This window comes from Phenylobacterium sp. (assembly GCF_016124325.1).
Taxonomy (GTDB): domain Bacteria; phylum Pseudomonadota; class Alphaproteobacteria; order Caulobacterales; family Caulobacteraceae; genus Phenylobacterium.
The window spans coordinates 45,797-58,175 of sequence record NZ_WGNY01000019.1 but is presented as its reverse complement, the minus strand read 5'-3'; the positions used below and the strand labels follow the sequence as shown (position 1 = coordinate 58,175).

Annotated in this window: 11 protein-coding genes; all 11 read right to left on the bottom strand. The window is 71.5% G+C overall.

The features are described from left to right. Window positions 1-231: 231 nt before the first annotated feature. Entirely contained in the window at window positions 232-450 is a 219-nt protein-coding gene (locus tag GC203_RS11095; protein ID WP_293454257.1) for a hypothetical protein, read from the bottom strand. An 81-nt stretch (window positions 451-531) separates the two neighbouring features. Next, entirely contained in the window at window positions 532-2,037 is a 1,506-nt protein-coding gene (gene ftsZ / locus GC203_RS11090) for a cell division protein FtsZ (protein WP_293454256.1), read from the bottom strand. A 235-nt stretch (window positions 2,038-2,272) separates the two neighbouring features. Continuing rightward, on the bottom strand, window positions 2,273-3,619 hold the full coding sequence (gene ftsA / locus GC203_RS11085; RefSeq protein WP_293454255.1) for a cell division protein FtsA: 1,347 nt from the start codon (window positions 3,617-3,619) through the stop codon (window positions 2,273-2,275). Between the two features lie 19 nt (window positions 3,620-3,638). After that, complete coding sequence (locus GC203_RS11080; RefSeq protein ID WP_293454253.1) at window positions 3,639-4,529, bottom strand: FtsQ-type POTRA domain-containing protein; 891 nt, start codon at window positions 4,527-4,529, stop codon at window positions 3,639-3,641. After that, window positions 4,465-5,442, bottom strand: a complete 978-nt coding sequence (locus tag GC203_RS11075; RefSeq protein WP_293454251.1) for a D-alanine--D-alanine ligase — start codon at window positions 5,440-5,442, stop codon at window positions 4,465-4,467. The genes GC203_RS11080 and GC203_RS11075 overlap by 65 nt, the downstream gene beginning before the upstream one ends. 58 nt (window positions 5,443-5,500) lie before the next feature. Beyond that, the gene (locus tag GC203_RS11070; RefSeq protein ID WP_293454248.1) at window positions 5,501-6,784 is read right to left on the bottom strand and encodes a SulP family inorganic anion transporter; all 1,284 of its coding nucleotides are present in this window, start codon (window positions 6,782-6,784) and stop codon (window positions 5,501-5,503) included. A gap of 96 nt (window positions 6,785-6,880) precedes the next feature. Next, window positions 6,881-8,248: a M20/M25/M40 family metallo-hydrolase gene (locus GC203_RS11065; protein WP_293454245.1), complete on the bottom strand. Its 1,368-nt coding sequence runs from the start codon at window positions 8,246-8,248 to the stop codon at window positions 6,881-6,883. 87 nt (window positions 8,249-8,335) lie between these two features. Continuing rightward, complete coding sequence (locus GC203_RS11060; protein ID WP_293454243.1) at window positions 8,336-8,884, bottom strand: histidine phosphatase family protein; 549 nt, start codon at window positions 8,882-8,884, stop codon at window positions 8,336-8,338. Continuing rightward, entirely contained in the window at window positions 8,881-9,795 is a 915-nt protein-coding gene (murB, locus tag GC203_RS11055) for a UDP-N-acetylmuramate dehydrogenase (protein ID WP_293454240.1), read from the bottom strand. Before murB ends, GC203_RS11060 begins: the two co-directional genes overlap by 4 nt. Then, the gene (gene murC, locus GC203_RS11050; protein WP_293454238.1) at window positions 9,792-11,219 is read right to left on the bottom strand and encodes a UDP-N-acetylmuramate--L-alanine ligase; all 1,428 of its coding nucleotides are present in this window, start codon (window positions 11,217-11,219) and stop codon (window positions 9,792-9,794) included. The genes murB and murC overlap by 4 nt, the downstream gene beginning before the upstream one ends. Before the next feature lie 39 nt (window positions 11,220-11,258). Continuing rightward, on the bottom strand, window positions 11,259-12,368 hold the full coding sequence (gene murG / locus GC203_RS11045; RefSeq protein WP_293454236.1) for an undecaprenyldiphospho-muramoylpentapeptide beta-N-acetylglucosaminyltransferase: 1,110 nt from the start codon (window positions 12,366-12,368) through the stop codon (window positions 11,259-11,261). Window positions 12,369-12,379 lie beyond the last annotated feature (11 nt).

The window sequence follows — 12,379 nt, the reverse complement described above, 5'->3', positions numbered from 1 at the left end:
GTGTGCTGAAACGCTGATGCGGCCAAGGCGGACCTTCCTGCAACGATACGCGGTGCTGCGACCGACACTTGCCCCCAACGCGCTGCTAAGGCGATTGATGCAGCGCAGCAAAGCACTTCGTGTTTCGCAATGTTTCGCTTCACGAGAGGTTAACGCACCCGAACCTCAACATCTTGATTCTAGGCGCGTTTCGCCGATCCCTAGACCGTCGGGCGGTGTGGCTTTCGGGTCTCAGGCGGCCGGATAGAGTTGGGCGCCCACGAGGTTGCTGGCGCGGTCCAGGATGCGGACCTGGACCGCCCGGCCAAGCTGGGCCAGGCAGGTCGCCAGCCGTCGCGCCTGGGCCTCGGCGCGGCCGCCGGACCGGAACACCAATGGCTCGATCCCAGCGCACACCACGGCCCAGCCGCTGGCCACCGGCGAAACCCAGATGATGCGTTGAGCGCTCATGGGCATCCTCCCGTCTTCGGACCCCGGGAAGATATTACCAGACCGGGGCGAGCTCCGGTCGTGGCGATTTCGTGAAGTTTTCTAGTTCGCGAGGCGTCGAAGGAACGAGGGGATCTCCAGATCCTCGCCCGCCTCGGCGGCCTCCTCGGGCGCGGCCTGTTCCACCGGCTGGGCGCCGCCTCGCGTCGCCGCGGGCCGCGGCGACGGAGCCGAAACCTGCGGGCCGCTGTCATAGCGCGGACGGCCGCCGAAGATCGACAGGAACCCGCCGCGGGGCTTGCGCGGCTCGAACGCCGGTTCGGCGAACAGCGGCTCGTCGGCCTCGTCGCCTTCCTCGGCCGCGGCCGGATCGACGATCCTGGCCACCGGCGCGCTGATGACGGGGGCGCTGGCCGCCGGCTCGGGCGACGCCTCGACCGCGGCCCCGGCGCTGAAGATATCCGGCTGCTCCTCCTCGCGCGCCTCCGCGGCGCCCGGCAGATCCACGACGCTCGCGGCGACCGGTTCGACCGTCGCCGGCTCGAGCTTCGGCTCGGCCGCAGCCACCGGCTCGGGCGCCGGCGCCGAGCGCGCGGCGATGGCCGAGCGGCGCTCGTGCTGGGGTTCGATGGCGGCGATCGCCGCGCCGTCCATGCCGGTCGCCACGACCGACACGCGGATCATGCCTTCCAGCGCCGGATCGAAGGCGGCGCCGAAGATGATGTTGGCCTCCGGATCGACTTGTTCGGAGATGGCGTTCGCCGCTTCGTCGACTTCCAGCAGCGTCATGTCGAGGCCGCCGGTGACATTGACCAGCACGGCCTTGGCGCCCTTCAGCGACACCTCATCGAGCAGCGGGTTCTGGATGGCGTTCTGGGCGGCCATCAGCGCGCGATCCTCGCCGGTCGCCTCGCCCGTGCCCATCATCGCCTTGCCCATCTCGGTCATCACCGTACGCACGTCGGCGAAGTCGAGGTTGATGAGGCCGGGCAGCACCATCAGGTCGGTGATCGAGCGCACGCCCGAGTGCAGCACCTGGTCGGCCATGCCGAAGGCTTCGGCGAAGGTCGTCCGCTCGTTGGCCACACGGAACAGGTTCTGGTTCGGGATGACGATCAGGGTGTCGACGTAGCGCTGCAGCTCGCTGATCCCGGCGTCGGCCAGGCGCATCCGGTGGCGGCCCTCGAAGTGGAAGGGCTTGGTCACCACGCCCACCGTCAGTATGCCGCGCTCACGGGCGCACTTGGCGATGATCGGCGCCGCGCCGGTGCCGGTGCCGCCCCCCATGCCCGCGGTGATGAACACCATGTGGGCGCCGTCGAGGTGCTCGCCGATCTCCGGAATGCTCTCCTCGGCCGCGCTCATCCCGACCTCGGGATGGGCGCCCGCGCCGAGGCCCTGGGTCACGGTGGCGCCGAGCTGGATGCGACGATCGGTCTTGGCGAACTGGAGCTGCTGGGCGTCGGTGTTGCCGACCACGAACTCCACGCCCTCGAGGCCCGCCTCGATCATGTTGTTGACGGCGTTGCCGCCGGCGCCGCCGATGCCGAAGACGACGATCCGCGGCTTGAGCTCGGTGGCCTGCGGCGCTGACAGAGAGATGGCCATGGACGTCCCGTCCTTCCCCAGAATTCTTGCGGTCCGGCGCTTCGCGGACGACCCCTGCCGCGAACCGCCCGGTAACGGTGCGTTAAGTACGCGCCGACACCCTTAATCGAGAGTTAACCGCCATAGCGTGAGTCGGACTTTGGTCGAGCTTGGGCGAACGTGATTTTCTGCCTTGCGCATAAGAGAAAACGCGCGAATCGACAGTAAAGCCGCGACGTCGTGACTCAGGCCCGACCTAGAGGTTGTCGCGCAGCCAGAACGCCGCCTTGGCGAACGGATTGGCGGTCGGGTCCAGCGGTTCGCGGCGCAGCTTGGAAGAGGCGAGCTGCCGGGTCGAGACCGCCTCGCGCGGCCCGAAGGCCGAACGGTGCAGAATCCCCGCGGCGGCCGTGAAGGCCGGGCCCGAAGCGGCGTCGGCCAGGTGCGGCACGCGGCGCGGGCGGCCCAGGCGCACCGGGCGGTCGAAGACGCGCACGGCCACCTCGCGCACGCCGGCGAGCTGGCTGGCGCCGCCCGTGAGCACCAGGCCCGCGCCGGGCTCGATCGGGGCGCCCGACGCCTTCAGCCGGTCGCGCAGCAGTTCCAGCGTCTCCTCCACGCGGGGCGCGATCACGCCCTTGAGCAGCGAACGCGGCGCGACCACGGGGCCCGCGCCGGGATCGTCGCCGCGCGGCGGGGCCTCGATCATCTCGCGATCCTCGTTGGCCGAGGCGATGGCCGAGCCGTGCAGCGTCTTGATGCGCTCGGCGCCGGCGATGGAGGTGGAAAGCCCGCGGGCGATGTCCTGGGTCACATGCTGGCCGCCGACCGGCACGGTCTCCACGTGGACGAGGCTGCCGCCCCGGAACACCGCCGCCGATGTCGAACCGCCGCCCATGTCGATGCAGACCGATCCCAGGTCCAGTTCGTCCTCCTCCAGCGCGGCCAGGGCCGAGACGAAGGGCGCGGCGACCACGCCCTCGAGCTGGAGGTGGGCGCGCTCGACGCAGGCGCCCAGGGTGTTGAAGACGGTCTCGGCCACGGACACCACGAGCAGCTCGACGCCGAGCGTCCGGCCGTACATGGCGCGCGGGTCGCGCACGCCGCCCTGCCCGTCCACCGCCCACGCGATCGGCAGGATGTGGATGGCGCGGCGGCCGGGAATCTTGATCTGGGCCAGGGCGTTCTGGATGGCGCGCACGAGATCGCCGTCGGCGATGGGCCGCGCGCCCAGCGACACCCGGCCCGTCACGCGCGACGAGGCGAGCTGGCCGCCGGCGGTGGCGATGGTGACGCCCTGCACGTTCACGCCGGCCACGTTCTCCGCCCGCTCCACGGCCTGGGCGATCGCCTCGGACGCCTCGTCGAGGTTGACGATCGCGCCGCCGCGCACGCCCCGCGACTGGACGTAGCCGACACCGCAGGTGGTGAGCGTGCGGTCGCCGCGGCGCACGCCGTCGGGCTTCATGATGAAGCAGGCGACCTTGGCCGCGCCCAGGTCCACGGCGGCCACGAGCTTTGGCGGCGCAAGCGCGGCCTTCAGGCCATCCTTGCGGCCCTCCTCCTTCTTCGCAGCATCCGGACGCGGGGCGGTCTTCAGCATCGGGCGGACTTTCGGCTCCTTAGGCGCCTTCAGCGGGCGTGGCGGCGGGGGCGGCGGCAGCCACCGTGGGTCGCGGGCGCACCGCGACCATGTCGGGGTTGCGCAGGTCGATACGCTCGAACCCGAGTTCGAGGATGCGCGAGCGCAGGTCGAGCTGTTCCAGCTGCATCAGCGCCTGCTCCTGCTCGACGGCGGGAAGCTGGATCAGCGAGCCATCCTTGAGCCGCAGGTCCCAGCGCCGGTCATCGACGCGCACCAGCGCTTCCAGGCGGGCCATCAGCTTCGGCCGCTGGGCGAGGACGGGCAGGATCTCCGCGGCGTGCTTGTCGCCGCCCGCGCCCACCACGAGCGGAAGCGTCGCGAAGCGGGCGGGGTTGGCCTCGGGGATCGTGAGGCCGTGGTCGTCGATCACCACCGTGCGGCCGTCATGCTGCCAGACGGCGAGCTGGCGGCGTTCCTGGACCGCGATGACCAGGGTGTCGGGCATCAAGCGCACGACCTGCGCCTCCCGCACCCAGCCCACGGCCTCCACGCGCCGGCGCAATTCGTCGAGGTCGACGCCGAGGAGGGGCTGGTCCTTGTAGATGGCGGCCGCCTTCATGATGTCGGGCGAGGCCAGTTCCGAGGCGCCCTGGATGTGCACGGTCTTCAACCTGAAGCCGGCGTCGGCCAGGCGCATGTCGACCGCGTGGCCGACGGCTCCGGCCAGGCGGCCAGCCCGGCCGCCCGTGGCCAACACCACGACCAGCGCCAGCGCCAGCACGCCGGCGGCGATCGAAAGCACCTGGGTGGGTTTGAGGGTCCTGCGCGCGTCGCCGCCCTTGGCCGCGGCGCGCCGGGCCGGACTAGCGGACGCCTTGGCCCGAGGTTTCGCTTCCCCTCGCGATCCCCCCCGCACCGCCGCGGGCATAAGCGTCCTCCGTAATCCAAAGCACCAGACGGTCGAAATCCACCCCCCCATGCGCCGCCTGCTCGGGCACGAGCGAGGTGGGCGTCATTCCCGGCTGGGTGTTGACCTCTAGGAGGACCAGAACGTCGTTAATATCGTCATAACGCAGGTCCGACCGGGTAACGCCTCGGCAACCCAGGGCGGCATGGGCCCGCTCGGACAGTTCCTTAGCTTTTTCCGCCACATGGTCCGGAATCCTGGCCGGAAGTATGTGCTTCGAGCCGCCCTCGCCGTACTTGGCGTCGTAGTCATAGAAGCCCGTCGTCGGAACGATCTCGGTCACGGTCATGGCGCGGCCGTCCATCACCCCCACCGCCAGCTCCAGGCCGCGGATGTAGGGTTCGACCATCACCTCCTCGCCGAACGTCCACGACGGGGCCACCACCTCCTGCGGCGGGCTGTTGGCGCCCTCGAACACCAGGAACACGCCCACCGAGGAGCCCTCGGCGTTCGGCTTGACCACATAAGGCGGCTCCAGCACGTGGCGCGCGGCCACGTCGAAGCGGTTGAAGAGCCCGCCGCCGGGCACCACCACGCCGCCCGCGGCCAGCACGGCCTTGGCCTTGGCCTTGTCCATGGCCAGCGCGGAGGCCAGCACGCCGCAGTGGGTGTAGGGCAGGCCCAGGGTCTCCAGCACGCCCTGGACGCAGCCGTCCTCGCCCCACTCGCCGTGCAGTGCGTTGAAGCAGACATCGGGCTTGAGCGCGCTCAGCACCTGGGCCAGGTCGCGCCCGGCGTCCACGCGGCTGACCTTGGCGCCCAGCCGCTCTAGGGCGGCGGCGCATTCGCGTCCCGAGACGAGGCTCACCTCCCGTTCGGAGGAAAGCCCGCCCATGAGGACGGCGACGTGGTGTCCGGAAAGCGGCGAGGTCATGGGCGACTCGCAATGACGACAGATCGTGGCCTGCGGGTGGCCGACGGCGCAGCCGGGGTCAAGTGCGCGAGAACTTCCGGCGCAGTTTCGATGCGGCCCAGAACAGGACCGCCAGCCCGCAGCCCGCGAGGATGCCGGCGGTCAGGTCGTGCAGGATGGTCAGTCCGAAGGTGGCGATCAGCACCACGCCGGCCCGCCAGTTGGCCAGCAGGCTGGCGAACTCCTTCTTCTCGGCCATGTTCCAGGCGACCACGACCAGCACGCCCGCCAGGGCGGCCAGCGGGATGTAGCGGGCGAGCGGCGCGGCGATCAGCATGAACAGCAGCAGGAAGGCGGCGTGCAGCATTCCGCTCACCGGGCTCCTCGCGCCGGCGCGGATGTTGGTGGCGGTGCGCGCGATCGTGCCCGTCACGCTGATGCCGCCGAACACCGACGAGGCCACATTGGCCAGCCCCTGGGCCACCAGCTCCATGTTCGGGCGATGGACGCGACCGGTCATGCCGTCGGCCACCTTGGCCGAGAGCAGGCTCTCGAGCCCGCCCAGCAGGGTGAAGGACAGCGCGGCCGGCATGATCGCCTGGACCTGGGCCCAGGTGGCGGCCGGCAGATGCGGCGCGGGCAGGCCGCGGGGGATGCCGCCGAAGCGGGTCCCGATCGTTTCGACGGGAAGGCGCAGCAGGCTCGCCGCCACGGTGGCCAGCGCCACGGCCGCCAGCATGCCGGGCCACGTCGGCTTCAGCCGGCGAAGGATCAGGATGAACGCCGCGACGCCCACGCCCAGCGCCAGGGCCGCCGGACTGAACGTGGGGACGGCTGCGGCGAGCGCGATCAGCTTGGGGATCACGGGCCCCGGTTCGGCGCCGGACAGCTTCAGGCCGCCCAGGTCCTTGAGCTGGCTGGCCAGGATCGTCACGGCGATGCCGGCCGTGAAGCCCACGGTCACCGGATGGGGGATGTAGCGGATGAACCGGCCCAGCCGCAGGGCGCCCACCAGCGCCAGCATCAGCCCCGAGAGCATCACGGCCAGGGCCAGCCCCGTGACGCCGTACTTCGCGGCCGTGGCCGAGACCAGCACGATGAACGCGCCCGCGGGACCGCCGATCTGGAAGCGGCTGCCGCCCAGCGCCGAGACCAGGAAGCCGCCGATGATCGCCGTATAGAGCCCGCGGTCCGGCGAGACCCCCGAGGCCACCGCGATGGCCATGGAGAGGGGAAGCGCCAGGATCGCCACGGTCATGCCGGCCATGGCGTCGGCGCGCAGGTCGCCGAGCCCATAGCCTTCCGCCAGCGAAGTGGCGAGCTTGGGCCGGTAGAGGTGCGAAGTCGCCGTTCCGTCAGGCATCGGACATCACTCGGGAATCGTGGGCACTCTAGCCTTGATCGCGATCAAGCGGCAGATGCGCCGACGCCGCAGCATCCCGACCGGCCGCGACGGCCGCTATTTCGGCGCCGCCGCGCGGAAATCGACGTCGGAATTGGCCACCGCATAGACGAAGCCCGCCCACACCGCGACATTCTGGGCCAGCTGCGCGGGGTCGATCTTGTCCAGGGTGTCGTCGGCCGAGTGGTGCAGATCGAAGTAGCGGCTGGCGTCGGTGTTGAAGTCCACGACGGGCACGCCCATCGCCATCAGGCCTTCGATGTCGGACCCGCCGAAGCGGGGCGGCGCCGGGCTCACGGCCGTCTCGAGGGGCGGCAGCGAGGCGCGGAACGCCTTCATCGCCGGATGGTTCGCGCCGGGCTTGGGCAGGCTCACGCTCCAGATGCGCCAGGGCCCGGAATCGCTCTCGCCCGCCACCACGATCTTGCCGGCCTCGTCCTTGTGGGCGGCGGCGTAGGCGCGGCTGGAGCCGCCCTGCTCCTCCGAACCCCACATCACCACCCGGATGGTGCGCCGCGGCGGCCCCGCCTGGCCCGCCAGCTTGGCCGCGGCGGTCATGATGGCCACGCCCGAGCCGTCGTCGATGGCGCCCGTACCCGGGTCCCAGCTGTCGAGGTGGCCGCCGATGACGATCACCTCATCGGGCTTCTCGCGACCGGGGATCTCGCCCACCACGTTCCAGGCCGGCGCGGCCGGATTGACGCTGGACGTCATGTCGAGATGCACGGTCACCGGCTTGCCGCGGGCGACCATGTGCTCCAGCAGTTCGGCGTCGGGGGTGGAGAGCGCCGCGGCGGGAATCCCCGCGTCGGCCCCGCCGCCCGTGTGCGGCAGGCGGGTGTCGTCGGTGGAGATCGAGCGGATCAGGTAGCCCACCGCCCCGCGCCGCGCCGCCTCGGCCGCGCCCATGAAGCGCTGGATGCCCACGGCGCCGTAGCTGGAGCCGTCCTGCGTCCGGCCCATCCGCTGGGTGACCACGGCGATCTTGCCCTTCAGCGAGCCCGGCGGCTGGTCGAGCATCTCCTGATAGCTCTTGAAGAGCGCGATCGGGGCGGTGATCCCGCCCGGCGGCGTCGAGGCCGAGTTGCCGAGGCCCAGGATCACCAGCTTCTGCGGCCAGGGACCGACCACTTCCGCCGACTCCGCGCCCCGCGACCACGCCCGCGTCGTGAAGCTCTCCACGTGGACGTTCTGGAAGCCCAGCTCCTTCAGCTTGGCCACGCCCCAGTCGCGGGCGCGCTCCATGGCGGGCGAGCCCACCGGCCGGGCGCCGACCTCGGTGGTCAGCGATTCCACGACATCCCAGGCGGTCCCGTCGGTGAGCGCCTTGTCGCGGACGGCGGCCACGCCGGCGGCGAGGTCCTGTGCGGCGGCGGGCATGGCGGCCAGCAGGGCCGCGGCGGTCAGGGGGATGAATCTGCGCATGGATCGCCCGTGCTCCCCGGCGTGGCCCCCGTCAAGCCCGCCTGCGGCCAGCGTCGTGTCAGCAGCCGTCGGGCGCCCGGCGCCGGGTCAGGAAATCCGTTCCAGCAGCGCCCCGTCGGCGTCGAGCACGAAGACGTCGGGCATGTGCAGGCTGCGCCACAGGTCGTGAGCGTCGAGGCCCAGCTTCTCGGCGAGATAGAGGCTCATCACCGTGCCGTGGCTGACGGCCAGCAGCGGCGCGCCCTTGTGCCGGGCCAGCGCCTCCGAGAAGCGCACGCAGGCCTCTTCCGGGCTCTCGCCGCCGGGCGAGACCTCCGCCGGATTGGCGAAAGCCTGGGCGATGCTGTCGCGGAACTCCTGCTCGCTGCCGAACGAGGCGTGCGGGCGCTTGTGCTCGTGCAGGCCCGGATCGATCTCCACCTCCAGGCCGAGCGGCGCGGCCAGGATCTGCGCCGTCTGCAGCGCCTTGGGCTCGGGGCTGGCCACCGCGCGCGTGGGCTTCAGCGCCGTCACCCGCTCGATGATCTTTTCGCACCCTTGGCGGCCCTCCTCGCAGAGCGGCCAGGTCGGCGGCGGGGTGTCGGGGTCGATGGCCGGGCGGCCGTGCCGCACCAGGATCAGGGCCGGCTGGCTCATGCCGGCCTCCCGATCCGCTTGATCTCCCAGTGCAGGTCGATCCCGGTGCTGGCCTTCACGTCGGCGCGCACGGCTTCGCCCAGGCCCTCCAGGTCGGCGGCGGTGGCGGAACCGGTGTTGATCATGAAGTTGGAATGCAGTGGCGAGAACATCGCTCCACCGTACGCCTTTCCGCGCCAGCCCGCCTCGTCCACGAGTTTCCACGATGAATGGCCGGGCGGGTTCTTGAAGGTGGAACCGCCGGTCTTCTCGCGGATCGGCTGGGTCTGCTCGCGCCGAGCGGTGATCTCGTCGATGCGGGCCTGCACGGCGGCGGGCTCGTCCGGCCGCCCCTCGAACACCGCCTCCACCCAGACGATGTCGCCGGGCGCCTCGGAATGACGATACGAGTAGCCGAAGTCCGCCAAGGCGAGCTCCCTGCGCGCTCCGGAGCGGTCGTAGCCCCACGCCGAGACAAGCACGTCCTTGGTTTCCGATCCGTAGCACCCGGCGTTCATGGTCAGCGCGCCACCGATCGTGCCCGGGATGCCGGCGTAGAATTCCAGGCCCGCGATCCCCGCCTTGGCCGCCGCCCGCGCCACGGCCGCGTCGAGCGCCGCCGCACCCGCCGTGATCCGAAGGCCCTCGGCCGAGACGGCGGCGAAGGCGCGGCCCGCCAGCCGGATCACCGCGCCCTGCACGCCACCGTCGCGGATGATGACGTTCGAGCCCACGCCGAGAACCGTCACCGGTACATCGGCCGGCAGCGCCTTCAGGAAATCGCGCAGATCGTCCGCGTCGGCCGGCAGGAACAGAAGCTCGGCCGCCCCGCCCACACGGAACCAGGTGAACGGGCCCAGCGGTTCGTCGCGCAGCAGCTTGCCCCGGACGGACGGCAGGGCGTCTCGCCAGTCGCGCGCGGCCAGGCTCATTCCGCCGCCGCGGCCAGGGCGTCCAGCTCGCCGGGAAGCGCATAGGCCCAGCTGGTGATGTCGCCGGCGCCCAGCAGCACCACGAGGTCGCCGGCCTCCGCCTCCTCGCGCACCAGGGCGGCCAGGGCGGCCGGCGCCTCCAGCGGCAGCACCCGGCGGTGGCCGTAGCGGCGCAAGGCCGAGACGAGATGATCGCGGTCGATGCCGTCTAGCGGCGCCTCGCCGGCGGCGTAGACGTCGGCCACCACCACCACGTCGGCGTCGTTGAAGCAGTGGCAGAACTCGTCGAACAGGTCGCGCAGGCGCGTGTAGCGGTGCGGCTGGACCACGGCGATCACCTTGCCGCCGGTCACCGCGCGGGCGGCCTTCAGCACCGAGGCGATCTCGACGGGATGGTGGCCGTAGTCGTCGATCACCCGCACGCCGCCCGAAACGCCCGTGGTGGTGAAGCGGCGCTTCACGCCCTCGAAGCCGGCCAGGCCCTTGCGGATCGCCGCCTCGTCCAGCCCCAGCTCGCGCGCTACGGCGACGGCCGCCAGCGCGTTCAGCACATTGTGGTGGCCGGCCATCGGCAGATGCAGGTCGCCGAACCGCAGGGGATCGCCCTCGCGAGGTCGGATCACCACGTCGAAGCGGGCGCCGTCGGGGCCCATGCGGATGTCCTCGGCGCGCACCTCGGCCTGCGGATTGACGCCGTAGGTGACGAGCCGGCGGTTCTCGACCCGCGCCGCCATCGCCTGGACCTCGGCATGGTCGGTGCAGACCGCCGCGAAACCATAGAAGGGGATGTTCTCCACGAAGTCGCGGAAGGCCTTCTTCACCGCCTCGAACTCGCCGTAGTGGTCGAGGTGCTCGGGGTCGATGTTGGTGACCACCGCGCAGGTGGACTTCAGCTTCAGGAAGGTGCCGTCGCTCTCGTCGGCCTCGACCACGATCCAGTCGCCGGTCCCCACCTTCGCGTTGGTGCCGTAGGCGTTGATGATGCCGCCGTTGACCACCGTGGGGGCCAGGCCGCCGGCGTCCAGCAGCGAGGCGATCATCGACGTCGTGGTGGTCTTGCCGTGGGTGCCCCCTACGGCGACCGAGAACTGCAGCCGCATCAGCTCGGCCAGCATCTCCGCGCGCCGCACCAGCGGCAGGCGGCGTTCGCGCGCGGCGACCATCTCGGGGTTGTCCGGCTTGACGGCGGTCGAATAGACGACGGCGTAAGCGCTCTCCACGTGGGCCGCGTCGTGGCCGATGAAGATCTTCGCGCCCAGCTTCTCCAGCCGCTCGGTGTTGGCGCTGGCCTTGGCGTCCGAGCCCTGCACCGTGTAGCCGGTCTTCATCATGATCTCGGCGATGCCGCTCATGCCGATGCCCCCGATGCCGATGAAGTGCATGGGGCCGATTTCGAAGGGGACGGGTCGTCGCGTCATTGTCACGTGCTAGCGCATCGCGCGACGCTCGGGAACTGGCGCGGTTCAGCGGGCCTGGACGCTCGTCCGCGCCGTCTCCTCGACGACGTCGGCCAGGCGCTCGGCGGCGTCGGGGATGGCGACCGCGCGCGCGGCCGCGGCCATGCGCGCCAGCCGCGCCGGATTGTTCAGCAGCTTGGTGAGCGCGCCCGCCAGGGACTCGACGGTCAGCTGGTGCTCCCGCGCGATCTCGGCGCCGCCCGCCTCGGCCAGCAGCCGCGCGTTCTGGCCCTGGTCGTCGTCGAGCGCGATGGCCAGCGGCACCAGGATCGCGGGCTTTCCCGCCACGGCGAACTCGCAGACCGAGCCCGCGCCGGCCCGGCCGATCACCAGATGGGCGTCGCGCAGGCGGCTGGCGATGTCGCGGAAGAAGGGCGCGATCTCAGCGTCCACCAAGGCGTCGCGATAGGCGCGCCGCGCCGTGTTCATCGACTCGGCGCGGGTCTGCTGCTTGATCACCAGCCGGCGGCGCAGATCCTCCGGCAGGGCCTTCACGGCCTCGGGCACCAGTTCGGACAGCAGCCGCGCGCCCTGGCTGCCGCCGGTCACCAGCACGCGGACCGGGCCATTGGGCTCGGGCGGGATGTAGGGGATGTCGGCCAGCGCCCGCACGGGCGGGCGCACGGGATTGCCCACCACCACGGCGCGCGAGGCCACCTTGGCCGGGGCCTTCATCAGCGTCGGGAAGGCGCAGGCGACCGTCTTCACGTGGCTGGCCAGCATGCGGTTGGCCCGGCCCATCACCGCGTTCTGCTCGTGGATCACCGTGGGCCGGCGATCGAGGATCGCGGCCAGCAGGGCGGGCGCCGAGGGATAGCCGCCGAAGCCCACCACCACCTGCGGCTTGATCTCGCGGAACGCGGCGCGCGCCTGCAGCGTGCCCCGCAGCACGGCGAAGCCCGCCCGCGCCATGCCGATGGGGTCGCCGCGCCGGAAGGTGGCCGCCGACAGCCCGATCCGACGTTCGGCCGGGAAGTCCTGGGCGAGGCCCGCCACGCGTTCGTCGGACGCCAGCACCACGGTCCAGCCGCGGCCGATCAGCACCTCCGACAAGGCCTGTGCGGGAAACAGATGTCCGCCGGTTCCCCCGGCGGCGACGACGGCGACCTTACGCATGATAGCCTCGT